Below are 14,303 nucleotides of genomic sequence, written 5' to 3'. Positions count from 1 at the left end.
CCGCCACACGGCATACCGCATCGGAGCCGTCAGGGCCGGTCACACCGATTTGGTCGGCGTGCCGCGCCCCGGTACGCTTGAACACTGTGTCTGAGGCACGCACTCAGGCATGCGCGATGACGGCCTCGGTGCCCTGTCCGCCCGCTCCTCGCGGACGTGACATCACTGCGGTCCAGAGCACACCTTCCGCCGGGCAATCCTTCCTTCCGACCGCCTTCCGGCAGCCGGGACGGAGGGGGAGTGCAGGGGGAAGAACCGGTTCCGACACGCCCGACGTCGGGGGTCGAAGAGCCGAACAGCCAAGGAGGCGTCCTCCCGGACGCCTGACAACGAGCAACGTTATGGAGTAACCAGGTTGCCTACCATCAACCAGCTGGTCCGCAAGGGCCGCCAGGACAAGGCCAGCAAGGCCAAGACCCCGGCGCTCAAGGGCTCGCCCCAGCGCCGCGGTGTGTGCACCCGCGTGTACACCACCACCCCCAAGAAGCCGAACTCTGCCCTGCGCAAGGTCGCCCGTGTGCGCCTCAGCTCCGGCATCGAGGTCACGGCCTACATCCCCGGCGTCGGCCACAACCTGCAGGAGCACTCGATCGTGCTCGTCCGCGGTGGTCGTGTGAAGGACCTCCCGGGTGTGCGTTACAAGATCGTCCGCGGCACGCTCGACACCCAGGGTGTCAAGAACCGCAAGCAGGCTCGTAGCCGTTACGGCGCGAAGAAGGAGAAGAGCTGATGCCTCGTAAGGGACCCGCTCCGAAGCGCCCGCTCGTCGTCGACCCGGTCTACTCCAGCCCGCTCGTCACGCAGCTCGTCAACAAGATCCTCCTGGACGGCAAGAAGTCGATCGCCGAGACGATCGTCTACGGCGCCCTCGAGGGCTGCCGCCAGAAGACCGGCACCGACCCCGTCGCCACGCTCAAGCGTGCGCTCGACAACGTCAAGCCGGCCATGGAGGTCAAGAGCCGTCGCGTCGGTGGCGCGACCTACCAGGTGCCGATCGAGGTCAAGCCCAACCGCTCGACCACGCTCGCCCTGCGCTGGCTCGTCGGCTACTCGCGGCAGCGTCGCGAGAAGACGATGACCGAGCGCCTCATGAACGAGATCCTCGACGCGAGCAACGGCCTCGGTGCCGCTGTCAAGCGCCGCGAGGACACGCACAAGATGGCCGAGTCCAACAAGGCCTTCGCGCACTACCGCTGGTGACCCAGACGCACGGGGGGCTCCGCCCCCCGTGCGCCCCCCGAACAGCCCGCGCGGCTGGGTCGGAACGCGTCGGCAGGCGGCCGAGCCCCGAGCCCCGCCCCGGCGCCCCTAGATTTCACCCCACGACGAATGAGACGAGAAACCTGACGTGGCACTCGACGTCCTGACGGACCTCAAGAAGGTCCGCAACATCGGCATCATGGCGCACATCGACGCTGGCAAGACCACGGTGACGGAGCGCATCCTCTTCTACACCGGTGTCAACCACAAGATCGGTGAGACCCACGACGGTGCGTCGACGACCGACTGGATGGAGCAGGAGAAGGAGCGCGGCATCACGATCACGTCTGCCGCCGTGACCTCCTTCTGGGAAGGCACCCAGGTCAACATCATCGACACCCCCGGGCACGTCGACTTCACGGTCGAGGTGGAGCGCTCGCTGCGCGTCCTCGACGGTGCCGTCGCGGTGTTCGACGGCAAGGAGGGTGTCGAGCCCCAGTCCGAGACGGTGTGGCGCCAGGCCGACAAGTACGACGTGCCCCGCATCTGCTTCGTCAACAAGATGGACAAGCTCGGCGCGGACTTCTACTTCACCGTGCAGACGATCAAGGACCGCCTCGGTGCGGAGCCGCTCGTCATGCAGCTCCCGATCGGTGCCGAGAACGACTTCCTCGGTGTCATCGACCTCGTCTACATGCGTGCCCTCGTGTGGCCCGGCGACGCCAAGGGCGACGTGACCATGGGTGCCAAGTACGAGATCGCCGAGATCCCGGCGGACCTCCAGGCCAAGGCCGAGGAGTACCGCATGGCACTCGTCGAGCGCGTCGCCGAGTCCGACGACGAGCTGATGGAGAAGTACCTCGGTGGCGAGGAGCTCACCCCGGAGGAGATCAAGGGCGGCATCCGCAAGCTCACGGTCAACTCCGAGCTCTACCCGGTCTTCTGCGGCTCCGCGTTCAAGAATCGCGGCGTCCAGCCGATGCTCGACGCCGTCGTGGACTACCTCCCGTCGCCGCTCGACGTGCCCCCGATGATCGGCCACAAGCCCGGCGACGAGACCGTCGAGCTGACGCGTGCGCCCAGCAAGGACGAGCCGTTCTCGGCCCTCGCCTTCAAGGTCGCCACGCACCCGTTCTTCGGCACGCTGACCTTCATCCGCGTCTACTCGGGCCACATCAGCTCGGGCACAAGCGTCATCAACTCGACCAAGGGCCGCAAGGAGCGCATCGGGAAGCTCTTCCAGATGCACGCCAACAAGGAGAACCCCGTCGAGGAGGCCATGGCCGGCCACATCTACGCGGCCATCGGCCTCAAGGACACGACGACCGGTGACACCCTGTCGGACATCAACGAGCAGATCGTGCTCGAGTCGATGACCTTCCCGGACCCGGTCATCCAGGTCGCCATCGAGCCCAAGACCAAGGGTGACCAGGAGAAGCTCGGCACGGCCATCCAGAAGCTCTCGGCCGAGGACCCGACCTTCCAGGTCCACCACGACGAGGACACCGGCCAGACGATCATCGCCGGCATGGGTGAGCTGCACCTCGACATCCTGGTCGACCGCATGAAGCGCGAGTTCAAGGTCGAGGCCAACGTCGGCAAGCCGCAGGTGGCCTACCGCGAGACGATCCGTCGTCCCGTCCTCAAGTACGACTACACGCACAAGAAGCAGACCGGTGGCTCTGGCCAGTTCGCCAAGGTCCAGGTCAGCTTCGAGCCGCTGGGTGAGACCGAGGACGGCTCGATGTACGAGTTCGTCAACGCCGTCACCGGTGGTCGCGTGCCGCGTGAGTACATCCCGTCGGTCGACGCCGGTATCCAGGACGCGATGCAGTACGGCGTGCTCGCCGGCTACCCGCTCGTGGGCATCAAGGCGACGCTCAACGACGGTGCCTACCACGACGTCGACTCCTCGGAGATGGCGTTCAAGATCGCCGGCTCGATGGTCCTCAAGGAGGCCATCAAGAAGGCGGACCCGGTCCTGCTCGAGCCGATGATGGCCGTCGAGGTGCGTACGCCCGAGGACTACATGGGCGACGTCATCGGTGACATCAACTCCCGCCGTGGCCAGATCCAGGGCATGGAGGACATCAGCGGCGCCAAGGTCGTCAAGGGCCTCGTCCCGCTGTCCGAGATGTTCGGCTACGTCGGCGACCTGCGTTCCAAGACGCAGGGTCGCGCGAGCTTCTCCATGGAGTTCGACTCCTACGCAGAGGTCCCCAAGGCCGTTGCCGAGGAGATCATCAAGAAGACCCGCGGGGAGTGACTGCGGGACATCCCGTAGTCTCTTCCATCGGAAACCACCCCATCGCGCCACGTCCTGCCCTGGTCGTACGGCGTAACACAAGAAAGTCCTGAGGAGGACCACAGTGGCGAAGGCAAAGTTCGAGCGGACCAAGCCGCACGTCAACATCGGCACCATCGGTCACATCGACCACGGCAAGACGACGCTGACGGCTGCGATTTCCAAGGTTCTGCACGACAAGTACCCCGACCTGAACCCCCAGTTCGCGTTCGAGGACATCGACAAGGCTCCCGAGGAGCGCCAGCGCGGTATCACGATCTCGATCGCGCACATCGAGTACCAGACGGAGGGTCGTCACTACGCCCACGTCGACTGCCCGGGCCACGCTGACTACGTGAAGAACATGATCACGGGTGCGGCTCAGATGGACGGCGCGATCCTCGTGGTCGCCGCCACCGACGGCCCCATGCCGCAGACGAAGGAGCACGTCCTCCTGGCCCGCCAGGTCGGCGTTCCCTACATCGTCGTGGCGCTCAACAAGGCCGACATGGTCGACGACGAGGAGATCCTCGAGCTCGTCGAGATGGAGGTCCGTGAGCTCCTGTCGCAGTACGAGTTCCCGGGCGACGACCTTCCCGTCGTGCAGGTCTCGGCGCTCAAGGCGCTCGAGGGCGACGAGAAGTGGGGCCAGTCGGTCCTCGACCTCATGGACGCCGTCGACAACTCCATCCCGGAGCCCGAGCGCGACGTCGACAAGCCGTTCCTCATGCCCGTCGAGGACGTCTTCACGATCACCGGTCGTGGCACCGTCGTCACCGGTCGTATCGAGCGCGGCATCCTCAAGGTCAACGAGGAGATCGAGATCGTCGGCATCCACACCGGTCCGCCGGCCAAGACGACCGTCACGGGCGTCGAGATGTTCCGCAAGCTGCTCGACGAGGGTCGCGCCGGTGAGAACGTCGGTCTGCTCCTTCGTGGCACCAAGCGCGAGGACGTCGAGCGCGGGCAGGTCATCTGCAAGCCGGGCTCGATCACCCCGCACACGGACTTCGAGGCTCAGGTCTACATCCTCTCGAAGGACGAGGGCGGCCGTCACACGCCGTTCTACGACAACTACCGTCCGCAGTTCTACTTCCGTACGACGGACGTGACGGGTGTCGTGCACCTGCCCGAGGGCACCGAGATGGTCATGCCCGGCGACAACACCGACATGACGGTCGAGCTCATCCAGCCCATCGCCATGGAGGACGGCCTCAAGTTCGCCATCCGTGAGGGTGGCCGCACGGTCGGCGCCGGTCGCGTCACGAAGATCATCAAGTGATCTGACGCTGCACCTGCAGCACTGCTTCATCGGTAGGGCCCGTTCCGCTTCGGCGGGGCGGGCCCTTCCGCACACCTCCACGAAGACGCCCGCTGTCATCCGAGGTCGTCACGGGACGTGCGACGCGGGGAGCGGCGAGAGCGTCGGCGGCCGGTTCCAGCCGCACGAGTCCTTTCGTATGCCGGGTGGCCGCCTCCGATGCCGCTCCCCACGTCACCCGCCCCGCTCCTCCGGCTCGTATGCCGGTGGCGTCGTCGGCGAAGCACGGCTCCTTCGATCCGAGGTCAGGCACGCCCTGGTGAAGGAGGCCAAGGGGGACATCGAGATCCGGCGCTGGTCGTCACGGTTCGGGCCGGCGAAGGTCATCGGCTTCGAGGACGCGGACGGCGGGTTCGTCGCGGTCGAGGCGCGGGTGCAACGGAGTGGGCGGGTCGTGCTGCTGTTCGTGGCAGGCCCGCGCCAGCGGGAGGCCGAGCGCGTGCTGCGGGGCGTGTTGGGGAGCCTGGCCACCGCCTGAGGTGGCCCGTGGTGCCTGGAGCGACTACTGGCCGAGGGCGACGAGCACGACGGTGTCGGAGTCGGCGGCGAGGTAGGCCTTGGCACGGAAGGAGCCCTGCGCGAAGAGCGCGTCGAGCGCCGTCGAGCGGAGCAGCTGACCGGAGGGCAGCGCCGAGCGCACGCCGTCCTCGACGGCCGGGGTCTCGGTGGTGGGCTCGGGCGAGGTGGCGCGCAGGGTCGCGGCCGTCTCGGGGGTCACCTTCACGACGGCGTCGATCCAGTACGTCGACGGTCCCGGGGCGTCGCCGCCGAGCGTGCCCGACATCCACGTGGCCGAGACGGGCCGGCCCAGGGCGTCGAACCGCTTGATCAGGGGGTCGAGGTCGGTGCGCACGTCGCCGGTGCCGGTCTTGGTCGCGCTGCTCACGGTGCTCCTCGTGCGGTCGGTGGGGGGCGTCGGGTCGGTGCTGCATGCGGCAGTGGCGGCGAGGGTCAGCAGGGCTGCACTGGCGGCCATGGCGGCTCGGGTCCTCATCGGCTGCTTCCTCGTTCGTCGGCTCGGTCCTCACGACCCGGACCGGGGGTGCGCTCGACATCGCCCGGACCCACGTCGATGCTCGGCGGCGGTGAGCCGACCGGCCACGTGATCGTACGCGTCACGTCGCCGCTCGACGGGAAGGGCTTGGCCCAGCCGATCTCGGTGAACCGGCCGTTCTCGTTGTCGCCGGCGCCGCTCGCGATGTCGGCCTGGCCGGGGTTGAAGTTGTAGTAGTCCTCGGCATGCACGGTGACCTGCATGGAGACCTGGCCGTTCTCCACGGTGACGTCGGCGCTGCTCCACTGCTGGTAGCCGCCGATCGTCTTCTGCCAGTTCTCGGTCTCGGGGTAGGCCGTCGCCGCGTGCGCGTCGCCGGTCATGCTGAAGTGCGAGTTGCCGCCCCGCACCATCTCGTCGACGGCGGCGGCGGTGCGGGCGACCTCGGAGTTGACGTTGGCCGCGATCGACGCGTCCTCCTTGTAGCCCTCCTCGTAGTCGAAGCGGATCGGCTCGCCGTTGTTGTCCCAGTAGTGGGCGTACATCGCCGTCGCGTCGTCGAGGTCGGACTTGACGATGCGGCCGCCCTCGAGCTTGGCCATCCACTCGAGCTTGGCGATGTGGTCCTGCCAGTTCGAGTCCTTGGAGTCGTACTCGAAGCCCTCGTCCCACTCGATGTCCGGTTTCTTCGGCTCGCCGAAGTCGTAGCCGTCGACGGGACCACCGGTGCCCGTCGTCGCCGGCGGCGGGGGAGTCGTCGGGGTCGGCGCGGGTCCCGGGGACGGAGAAGGGATGGGGCCGAAGGACATCGGCACCCCTGCGCCGAACGGGCCTGCACCACCGGCCCCGCCGGATCCCCCTGTGCCGCCGTCGTTCCCGCTGGTGCCGCGCTGCTTCGCGGCGTTGTCACGCAGCTTGGCGCCGAGACCGTGCAGGGCACGCTCGAGTGCGTCGATGCTGGGCGCCGATGAGCGCCAGTCCCCACGGAAGGAGTCGAAGTCCCTTCCGCCCCAAGCAGTTCCGAGCTCACCGACGGCGTGGTCGACGGCGCTGCGCGCGGCCCGGCACTCGCCGGCGAAGCGGTCGAGCTGACCGGCACTGCGCTCCAGGGCTTCCGGATCGGCGCCCTTCCTGTACACGACCACGGCTGGCCCTCCCCGAGCTGTCGACGTCCGTGGCGGCCGAGGGTGGCCGCACCCCGACCCTAGGCAGACTCGGGTGGTCCGGCCAATGGGGAGCACTCCCCGTGGCTCAGCCCGAGCGCGGTCGCCAGAACCACGGCGTCACCTCGGCGAGGAGGTGGGCGAGCTCCCGACGGACGAGGCCTGCGTGCGGCACCACGACCGGCTCGCCTCCGCGCAGCACGTCCTCACCCAGGGCGACGTGCAGCGAGCGCAGCGTCCGCATCGTGTTGCTCGCCTCGGCCGGCACCGCACCGGGCGCACCCGCGGCGAACATCGAGCGCACGCGCTCGAGCCATCCGACGGCCACCGACCCGTCGACGTCGTCGCGCGACAGCACGAGCGCGACGGCGCAGGCGAGGCGGTCGTCCTCCTGGTCTCTCCACACGAACGTGGTCGGTGCGACGAGCCGCCGGGCAAGGGCGTCGAGCAGCACGGCCGGGTCCCCGACGCCGGCAGCCCCGCACTCGCCGAAGAAGTCGGCCCCGTGAGCGACGGCGTGAACCCAACCCAGCTCGGGGTCGTGGCCGCGCAGGTCCTCCTCGCCGACGTACCACCGTGACACCGCGGGCACCCAGGCGTCGTCGAAGTCCCCGGCGGCGACGAGGGAGGCGAGGACGAGCGGTGCGAAGGCGCGGGCCTCCACGCGCTCGTGACCGAGCCGCTCGAGCATCGCCCCGGCCAGCCACGACCGGTCGTCCGCGGAGACGGCACCCTCACGCACCCGTCGCGCCAGGGCGGCATACGCCCCCTCGTCGCGGACGGCGGGGTCCGGGGAGGCGAGGTCGTCGACGAGGGAGCGGAGCGTGGCGTCGGACATGCGGGCGATCCTGCCATCCGCCCGGTCGGGCCTTCCGGCGGGCGGATAGGGTCGGTCGCCATGGCGCACTCCTTCGACACCGACACCGAAGCCCAGGGCCTCATCGACTACGTCGACGCGAGCCCCACCCCGTTCCACGCGTGCGAGCAGGCCGCGCTGCGGCTCACCGCCGAGGGCTTCACCGAGGTCGACGAGCGCGCACCGTGGCCGACCACCCCCGGCCGCCACTACCTCGTGCGCGGCGGCTCGCTCATCGCCTGGGACACGACGGGCGCGCACGGCTCGGGCGCCGGGCCCGGCGCGGGCTTCCGCGTCGTCGGTGCCCACACCGACAGCCCCAACCTGCGCGTCAAGCCCAACCCCGACCACAGCCGCGCCGGCTGGCAGCTGCTCGGCATCGAGCCCTACGGCGGCCTCATCCTCAGCTCGTGGCTCGACCGCGACCTCGGCCTCGCCGGCAGGGTGGCCGTGCGGGGACGCGAGGGCGTCGAGTCGCGCACCTTCCACGGACGTGACGCCCTGCTGAGGGTCGCGCAGCTGGCCATCCACCTCGACCGCACGCAGAACGAGGCCCTCAGCCTCAACAAGCAGGCGCACATGGAGCCGCTGTGGGGCGTGGGGGACGAGCCGGGCGACTTCGTCGGCTACCTCGCCGAGCAGGTCGGCGTCGACCGCGAAGACGTCCTCTCGTGGGACGTCATGACCCACCCGATCCAGCCCTCGACGCGACTCGGGCGCGCCCGCGAGCTCATCGCGGCTCCTCGCCTCGACAACCTCGCGACCTCGTATGCCGGCGTGCGGGCCCTGCTCGACGCCGTGGCCACCGAGCCCGCGCACGTCCCGGTACTCGTGCTGTTCGACCACGAGGAGATCGGCAGCACCTCCGAGCGGGGCGCCACCTCGACGCTGCTGCCCTCGGTCCTCGAGCGCATCGTCATCGCCGGTGGGGGCACCCGCGACGACTACTGGCGCGCCCTCGCCGCGACCGTCATCGCCTCGGGCGACATGGGCCACGCGACCCACCCGAACTACGCCGAACGGCACGAGCCGATGCACCAGATCCGCGTCAACGGCGGCCCGGTCCTCAAGGTCAACACCAACCTGCGCTACGCGACCGACTCGATCGGCGCAGCGGCGTTCCGGACGGCCTGCGAGCAGGCCGGGGTGCCGATGCAGACGTTCGTCACCCGCAGCGACCTGCCGTGCGGCTCCACGGTCGGACCCGTGACGTCGTCGCTGACCGGTGCGACCACGGTCGACTTCGGAGCGGCGGCACTCTCCATGCACAGCACGCGCGAGCTGATGGGCGCCGAGGACCCCGCCATGTACGCCCGCGCCCTCAGTGCCTTCCTCGCGCCGGCCTGACGACCCCGCCGCCCGGCGACCGAGGTCGACCGCAACGGGGGAGTGACGGCATACGCCAGGGGTGACCCGGCCTGCGCGCCGCTCGGGTGCGAGGATAAAGACGTGGAGACCACGCTCTTCGTGCCCCAGCGGCCGACCCTCGTCTACGACGCCGACTGCGCCTTCTGCACGCGCAGCGTCGAGTTCGTCAAGCGATGGGTCGACCGGCGCGGCCGCTACGACGTGCGTGCCTGGCAGGAGATCGACCTCGCGGCCGTGGGCCTGACGGAGCAGCAGTGCGACGAGGCGGCGCAGTTCATCACCGCCGACGGCTCGATCCGCGCGGGTCATCGGGCCATCGCGACGGCCGCGACGCACGGTGCCCCGGGATGGCGACCGTTCGGGCACCTGCTCATGGCGCCCGGCGTCTCCTGGGTGGCGGCGCACGCCTACAGCTGGGTCGCCGCCCACCGTCACCAGCTCCCCGGCGGCACCGCGGCCTGCGCCCGACCTGCGGCATGAGGCCGGGCCGGATCGCCCGGCGGGACGCGACGCGCCACCTGCGCACACCTGCAGCGGGCCGTCGGCTCGATTTGATAGTGCGGTGCGCGCTCTGGCACACTGTTCAGGTTGCTTGACGCGCGTCGCTGACCCATGTCGGTGGCGCCGCCCCTTGAGAGCCTCCTGACGGGGACTCGCCCGGACTCCTCTCGGAGGCCCGAGGGAAGCGCAAGTTACCCGGTTCGGCCGGGCAATCCACACGAAAGTGGCACTCAGGTGCGCACCTTTCACCGCGAAGCGGGCGCGACACGCCCGACCTCGGGGGTCGGATGCCAAGGGAACCGGCAGTCAGAAGCGAGAGAGAGACGTTCATCAGATGGCGGGACAGAAGATCCGCATCCGGCTGAAGTCGTACGACCACGAGGTCATCGACAACTCGGCCCGGAAGATCGTTGACACAGTGACGCGCGCCGGCGCGACCGTGGTGGGCCCCGTCCCGCTGCCGACGGAGAAGAACGTCTTCGTCGTCATCCGGTCGCCGCACAAGTACAAGGACAGCCGCGAGCACTTCGAGATGCGCACGCACAAGCGCCTCATCGACATCATCGACCCGACGCCCAAGGCCGTCGACTCGCTGATGCGTCTCGACCTGCCGGCGGACGTCAACATCGAGATCAAGCTCTGAGGCGGCCCCAGATGACTGTTGCTCAGAAGAACGTCAAGGGCGTGCTCGGCGAGAAGCTCGGCATGACCCAGGTGTGGGACGCAGACAACAAGCTCGTCCCCGTGACCGTGGTCAAGGCCGGCCCCTGCGTCGTGACGCAGGTGCGTGCCGACGAGACCGACGGCTACTCCGCGGTCCAGATCGCCTTCGGTGCGATCGACCCGCGCAAGGTGAACAAGCCCATGAGCGGCCACTTCGAGAAGGCCGGCGTCACGCCGCGCCGTCACCTCGTCGAGCTGCGCACGGCCGACGCCGCCGCCTACGAGCTCGGCCAGGAGATCACGGCCGAGTCCTTCGAGGCCGGCCAGCGGGTCGACGCCACGGGCACGACCAAGGGCAAGGGCTTCGCCGGTGTCATGAAGCGTCACGGCTTCCACGGTGTCAGCTCCTCGCACGGTGCCCACCGCAACCACCGCAAGCCGGGCTCCATCGGCGGCTGCTCGACCCCGGGCCGTGTCTTCAAGGGCATGCGCATGGCTGGTCGCATGGGTGGCGTTCGCCAGACGACCCAGAACCTCCAGATCCACGCCGTTGACGCCGAGAAGGGCCTGCTGCTCATCAAGGGTGCCGTTCCCGGCCCCCGCGGTGGCATCGTCCTGATCCGCACGGCTGCGAAGGGTGCATGAACGACATGGCAACCAAGACGCAGAACCTCCCCGCCGAGATCTTCGACGTCCAGACCAACGTCCCGCTGATCCACCAGGTCGTGGTGGCCCAGCTCGCGGCTGCTCGTCAGGGCACGCACTCGACGAAGACCCGCGGCGAGGTCCGCGGCGGTGGGCGCAAGCCGTACCGCCAGAAGGGCACCGGCCGCGCCCGTCAGGGCTCGACCCGTGCGCCGCAGTTCGCCGGCGGTGGCGTCGTCCACGGCCCGCAGCCGCGTGACTACTCGCAGCGCACCCCCAAGAAGATGAAGGCCGCCGCCCTGCGCGGTGCCCTCTCCGACCGGGCCCGCTTCGACCGCATCCACGTCGTCGACTCCATCGTCTCGGGCGAGCTGCCCTCGGCGAAGGACGCCGCCGCCCTGCTGGCCGGCCTGACCGAGCGTCCCAACCTGCTCGTCGTGCTCGAGCGTGGCGACGACATCGCGATGAAGTCGGTCCGCAACCTGCAGAACGTCCACGTGCTGGTCGCCGACCAGCTCAACACCTACGACGTCCTGTGCGCCGATGACATCGTCTTCACCCAGGCCGCCCTCGACGCGTTCGTCGCCGGTCCCGTGAAGGCCGACAAGGCCGACAAGGAGGCCACCAAGTGAGCATCCACACCAAGGACCCCCGCGACATCCTGATCGCGCCGGTCGTCTCCGAGAAGTCCTACGGTCTGCTCGACGAGGGCAAGTACACCTTCATCGTCGACCCCCGTGCGAACAAGACGGAGATCAAGATCGCCATCGAGGCGATCTTCGACGTCAAGGTCGACAAGGTCCACACCCTGAACCGCCAGGGCAAGACCCGTCGCACCCGATTCGGCCTCGGCAAGCGCAAGGACACCAAGCGTGCGATCGTCTCCCTCCGCGAGGGCTCGATCGACATCTTCGGTGCGGGCGCCTGAGATAGACGAAGAGAGACTTAACGAACATGGGTATCCGCAAGTACAAGCCGACCACACCGGGCCGTCGTGGCTCGTCGGTCGCCGACTTCGTCGAGATCACGCGAACCACTCCTGAGAAGTCGCTGGTTCGCCCGCTGACGAAGACCGGTGGCCGCAACAACGCCGGCCGCATCACGACGCGTCACATCGGTGGCGGTCACAAGCGCGCCTACCGCGTCATCGACTTCCGTCGCCATGACAAGGACGGCGTGCCGGCCAAGGTCGCTCACATCGAGTACGACCCCAACCGCACCGCGCGCATCGCGCTCGTGCAGTACTCCGACGGCGAGAAGCGCTACATCCTCGCGCCGAACAAGCTCAAGCAGGGCGACCCGATCGAGAACGGCCCCGCGGCCGACATCAAGCCGGGCAACAGCCTCCCGCTGCGCAACATCCCCGTGGGTACGGTGGTCCACGCGATCGAGCTCAAGCCCGGTGGCGGCGCCAAGATCGCCCGTTCCGCGGGTGCTCGCGTGCAGCTCGTCGCCAAGGACGGCCCCTACGCCCAGCTGCGTATGCCGTCCGGCGAGATCCGCAACGTCGACGCGCGCTGCCGCGCGACCGTCGGCGAGGTGGGCAACGCCGAGCAGAGCAACATCAACTGGGGCAAGGCCGGCCGCATGCGCTGGAAGGGCAAGCGCCCGACCGTCCGTGGTGTCGCCATGAACCCGGTCGACCACCCGCACGGTGGTGGTGAGGGCAAGACGTCCGGTGGACGTCACCCCGTCAGCCCCTGGGGTCAGGCCGAGGGCCGCACCCGCAAGGGACACAAGGAAAGCGACAAGCTCATCGTTCGTCGCCGTCGTACTGGCAAGAAGCGCTGATAAGGAGCCTTTGGAATGCCTCGTAGCCTGAAGAAGGGCCCCTTCATCGACGACCACCTTCAGAAGAAGGTGGACGCCCAGAACGAAGCGGGCACGAAGAACGTCATCAAGACCTGGTCGCGCCGTTCGGTCATCAGCCCGGACATGCTGAGCCACACCTTCGCCGTCCACGACGGCCGCAAGCACGTCCCAGTGTTCGTCACCGAGTCGATGGTCGGCCACAAGCTCGGCGAGTTCGCACCGACCCGCACGTTCAAGGGTCACGTGAAGGACGACAAGAAGGGTCGTCGTCGCTGATGGCCACCGAATCCAAGGAAGAAGTCATGGAAGCCAAGGCTTCGGCGCGGCACGTCCGTGTCAGCCCGCAGAAGGCTCGCCGTGTCGTGGACCTGATCCGCGGCAAGGCCGCCACCGACGCCGTCACGGTGCTCACCTTCGCTCCGCAGTCGGCCTCCGACCCGGTCAAGAAGGTCCTCGAGAGCGCCATCGCCAACGCCCGCGTCAAGGCCGACCGTGAGTCGGTCGCCTTCGACGAGCGCAACCTCGTCATCACGGCCGCGTTCGTGGACGAGGGCCCGACGATGAAGCGTTTCCGCCCGCGTGCCCAGGGCCGCGCCGGACGCATCAACAAGCGCACGAGCCACATCACCGTGGTCGTCGCGCAGCCGGAGAACACGAAGGGAGCCCGCTGATGGGTCAGAAGGTCAACCCCCATGGCTTCCGTCTCGGCATCACGACGGACCACAAGAGCCGCTGGTTCGCCGACTCGACGAAGTCGGGTCAGCGCTACCGCGACTACGTCAAGGAAGATGTCGCCATCCGTCGCCTGATGGAGAAGGGCATGGAGCGCGCGGGTATCGCCTCGGTCGAGATCGAGCGCACCCGTGACCGCGTCCGCGTCGACATCCACACCGCCCGCCCCGGCATCGTCATCGGTCGCCGTGGCGCCGAGGCCGACCGCATCCGCGGCGAGCTCGAGAAGCTCACGGGCAAGCAGGTCCAGCTCAACATCCTCGAGGTCAAGAACCCCGAGATCGTGTCGCAGCTGGTCGCCCAGGGCATCGCCGAGCAGCTCTCGGCCCGCGTGGCGTTCCGCCGCGCCATGCGCAAGGGCATGCAGTCCGCCCAGCGCGCCGGCGCCAAGGGCATCCGCGTGCAGGTCTCCGGACGTCTCAACGGCGCCGAGATGAGCCGCACCGAGTTCTACCGCGAGGGTCGCGTCCCGCTGCACACGCTGCGTGCGCAGATCGACTACGGCTTCTACGAGGCCCGCACCACGTTCGGCCGCATCGGCGTCAAGGTGTGGATCTACAAGGGCGACATGACGGCCAAGGAGCTCGCTGCCCAGCAGGCCGCCGCTCCGCGCCCGTCGCGTGGTCCGCGTCGTGACGGCGGTGACCGTCCGAACCGCGCCCGTCGTGGTGACCGCAACGAGACCGCCGCTGCCCCGGCAGTGAACGAGACCGCTGCTGCCGAGGCCCCCGCCGCGGCCAGCACCGAGAATGAGCAGGCCTGAC

At 68.8% G+C, this 14,303-nt stretch carries 18 protein-coding genes; 15 read left to right on the top strand and 3 right to left on the bottom strand.

What is annotated here, in order from left to right; translation table 11 throughout:
• The first annotated feature begins 355 nt into the window (after nucleotides 1–355).
• From rpsL to IEY30_RS09380, 5 genes are all read left to right on the top strand, one after another.
• The gene (gene rpsL / locus IEY30_RS09400; RefSeq protein ID WP_020143255.1) at nucleotides 356–730 is read left to right on the top strand and encodes a 30S ribosomal protein S12; all 375 of its coding nucleotides are present in this window, start codon (nucleotides 356–358) and stop codon (nucleotides 728–730) included.
• Nucleotides 730–1,200, top strand: coding sequence for a 30S ribosomal protein S7 (gene rpsG, locus IEY30_RS09395; RefSeq protein ID WP_030194180.1), 471 nt, complete (start codon nucleotides 730–732; stop codon nucleotides 1,198–1,200). The genes rpsL and rpsG overlap by 1 nt, the downstream gene beginning before the upstream one ends.
• A gap of 148 nt (nucleotides 1,201–1,348) precedes the next feature.
• Complete coding sequence (fusA, locus tag IEY30_RS09390; RefSeq protein ID WP_030194185.1) at nucleotides 1,349–3,466, top strand: elongation factor G; 2,118 nt, start codon at nucleotides 1,349–1,351, stop codon at nucleotides 3,464–3,466.
• A gap of 103 nt (nucleotides 3,467–3,569) precedes the next feature.
• Nucleotides 3,570–4,766, top strand: a complete 1,197-nt coding sequence (gene tuf / locus IEY30_RS09385) for an elongation factor Tu (RefSeq protein WP_020143252.1) — start codon at nucleotides 3,570–3,572, stop codon at nucleotides 4,764–4,766.
• A 298-nt stretch (nucleotides 4,767–5,064) separates the two neighbouring features.
• Nucleotides 5,065–5,283: a hypothetical protein gene (locus tag IEY30_RS09380; protein ID WP_030194189.1), complete on the top strand. Its 219-nt coding sequence runs from the start codon at nucleotides 5,065–5,067 to the stop codon at nucleotides 5,281–5,283.
• A 24-nt stretch (nucleotides 5,284–5,307) separates the two neighbouring features.
• Here IEY30_RS09380 and IEY30_RS09375 read toward each other — a convergent pair whose 3' ends face one another.
• The 3 genes from IEY30_RS09375 to IEY30_RS09365 all read right to left on the bottom strand — a co-directional run bounded on the left by IEY30_RS09375 (nucleotide 5,308) and on the right by IEY30_RS09365 (nucleotide 7,800).
• On the bottom strand, nucleotides 5,308–5,799 hold the full coding sequence (locus tag IEY30_RS09375; protein ID WP_030194192.1) for a hypothetical protein: 492 nt from the start codon (nucleotides 5,797–5,799) through the stop codon (nucleotides 5,308–5,310).
• The gene (locus IEY30_RS09370; protein WP_052358318.1) at nucleotides 5,796–6,944 is read right to left on the bottom strand and encodes a WXG100 family type VII secretion target; all 1,149 of its coding nucleotides are present in this window, start codon (nucleotides 6,942–6,944) and stop codon (nucleotides 5,796–5,798) included. The genes IEY30_RS09375 and IEY30_RS09370 overlap by 4 nt, the downstream gene beginning before the upstream one ends.
• 106 nt (nucleotides 6,945–7,050) lie before the next feature.
• A complete protein-coding gene (locus IEY30_RS09365) occupies nucleotides 7,051–7,800 on the bottom strand; it encodes a DUF2785 domain-containing protein (protein WP_052358319.1) in 750 nt (249 codons plus the stop codon).
• A gap of 60 nt (nucleotides 7,801–7,860) precedes the next feature.
• On the opposite strand from IEY30_RS09365, the gene IEY30_RS09360 reads away from it, so the two are divergent.
• The 10 genes from IEY30_RS09360 (at nucleotide 7,861) to rpsC (ending at nucleotide 14,302) form a co-directional block, all read left to right on the top strand.
• Nucleotides 7,861–9,165, top strand: a complete 1,305-nt coding sequence (locus IEY30_RS09360; RefSeq protein WP_030194203.1) for a M18 family aminopeptidase — start codon at nucleotides 7,861–7,863, stop codon at nucleotides 9,163–9,165.
• 102 nt (nucleotides 9,166–9,267) lie between these two features.
• On the top strand, nucleotides 9,268–9,666 hold the full coding sequence (locus IEY30_RS09355; protein ID WP_081920336.1) for a thiol-disulfide oxidoreductase DCC family protein: 399 nt from the start codon (nucleotides 9,268–9,270) through the stop codon (nucleotides 9,664–9,666).
• Nucleotides 9,667–10,021: 355 nt separating this feature from the next.
• Nucleotides 10,022–10,330: a 30S ribosomal protein S10 gene (gene rpsJ, locus IEY30_RS09350; protein ID WP_009775966.1), complete on the top strand. Its 309-nt coding sequence runs from the start codon at nucleotides 10,022–10,024 to the stop codon at nucleotides 10,328–10,330.
• Between the two features lie 11 nt (nucleotides 10,331–10,341).
• Nucleotides 10,342–10,995 carry a 50S ribosomal protein L3 gene (gene rplC / locus IEY30_RS09345; RefSeq protein WP_030194212.1) on the top strand — a complete coding sequence of 218 codons (654 nt, stop codon included), beginning with the start codon at nucleotides 10,342–10,344 and terminating at the stop codon, nucleotides 10,993–10,995.
• On the top strand, nucleotides 10,992–11,627 hold the full coding sequence (gene rplD, locus IEY30_RS09340) for a 50S ribosomal protein L4 (RefSeq protein ID WP_030194217.1): 636 nt from the start codon (nucleotides 10,992–10,994) through the stop codon (nucleotides 11,625–11,627). The genes rplC and rplD overlap by 4 nt, the downstream gene beginning before the upstream one ends.
• Nucleotides 11,624–11,923, top strand: coding sequence for a 50S ribosomal protein L23 (gene rplW / locus IEY30_RS09335; RefSeq protein WP_030194219.1), 300 nt, complete (start codon nucleotides 11,624–11,626; stop codon nucleotides 11,921–11,923). The genes rplD and rplW overlap by 4 nt, the downstream gene beginning before the upstream one ends.
• A gap of 26 nt (nucleotides 11,924–11,949) precedes the next feature.
• Entirely contained in the window at nucleotides 11,950–12,786 is an 837-nt protein-coding gene (gene rplB, locus IEY30_RS09330) for a 50S ribosomal protein L2 (protein ID WP_030194221.1), read from the top strand.
• A gap of 15 nt (nucleotides 12,787–12,801) precedes the next feature.
• On the top strand, nucleotides 12,802–13,083 hold the full coding sequence (gene rpsS / locus IEY30_RS09325; RefSeq protein ID WP_020143240.1) for a 30S ribosomal protein S19: 282 nt from the start codon (nucleotides 12,802–12,804) through the stop codon (nucleotides 13,081–13,083).
• A 26-nt stretch (nucleotides 13,084–13,109) separates the two neighbouring features.
• On the top strand, nucleotides 13,110–13,478 hold the full coding sequence (gene rplV / locus IEY30_RS09320) for a 50S ribosomal protein L22 (protein WP_030194225.1): 369 nt from the start codon (nucleotides 13,110–13,112) through the stop codon (nucleotides 13,476–13,478).
• Nucleotides 13,478–14,302, top strand: a complete 825-nt coding sequence (gene rpsC / locus IEY30_RS09315; RefSeq protein WP_030194229.1) for a 30S ribosomal protein S3 — start codon at nucleotides 13,478–13,480, stop codon at nucleotides 14,300–14,302. Before rplV ends, rpsC begins: the two co-directional genes overlap by 1 nt.
• The last annotated feature ends 1 nt before the right edge of the window (nucleotide 14,303 follow it).

Source organism: Terrabacter tumescens (assembly GCF_014646815.1).
Taxonomy (GTDB): domain Bacteria; phylum Actinomycetota; class Actinomycetes; order Actinomycetales; family Dermatophilaceae; genus Terrabacter; species Terrabacter tumescens.
Note: the sequence above shows the minus strand (reverse complement) of the source record. Positions and strands in the feature narration are given on the sequence as shown.

Bases quoted from the DNA above. Each gene is read 5' to 3' on its own strand.
- rpsG (WP_030194180.1), top strand. From the start codon at position 730: ATGCCTCGTAAGGGACCCGCTCCGAAGCGCCCGCTCGTCGTCGACCCG.
- IEY30_RS09365 (WP_052358319.1), bottom strand. From the start codon at position 7,800: ATGTCCGACGCCACGCTCCGCTCCCTCGTCGACGACCTCGCCTCCCCG.
- rpsC (WP_030194229.1), top strand. From the start codon at position 13,478: ATGGGTCAGAAGGTCAACCCCCATGGCTTCCGTCTCGGCATCACGACG.
- rplV (WP_030194225.1), top strand. From the start codon at position 13,110: ATGGAAGCCAAGGCTTCGGCGCGGCACGTCCGTGTCAGCCCGCAGAAG.
- IEY30_RS09375 (WP_030194192.1), bottom strand. From the start codon at position 5,799: ATGAGGACCCGAGCCGCCATGGCCGCCAGTGCAGCCCTGCTGACCCTC.
- rplC (WP_030194212.1), top strand. From the start codon at position 10,342: ATGACTGTTGCTCAGAAGAACGTCAAGGGCGTGCTCGGCGAGAAGCTC.
- rpsS (WP_020143240.1), top strand. From the start codon at position 12,802: ATGCCTCGTAGCCTGAAGAAGGGCCCCTTCATCGACGACCACCTTCAG.
- rpsJ (WP_009775966.1), top strand. From the start codon at position 10,022: ATGGCGGGACAGAAGATCCGCATCCGGCTGAAGTCGTACGACCACGAG.
- IEY30_RS09360 (WP_030194203.1), top strand. From the start codon at position 7,861: ATGGCGCACTCCTTCGACACCGACACCGAAGCCCAGGGCCTCATCGAC.
- rplD (WP_030194217.1), top strand. From the start codon at position 10,992: ATGAACGACATGGCAACCAAGACGCAGAACCTCCCCGCCGAGATCTTC.
- rplB (WP_030194221.1), top strand. From the start codon at position 11,950: ATGGGTATCCGCAAGTACAAGCCGACCACACCGGGCCGTCGTGGCTCG.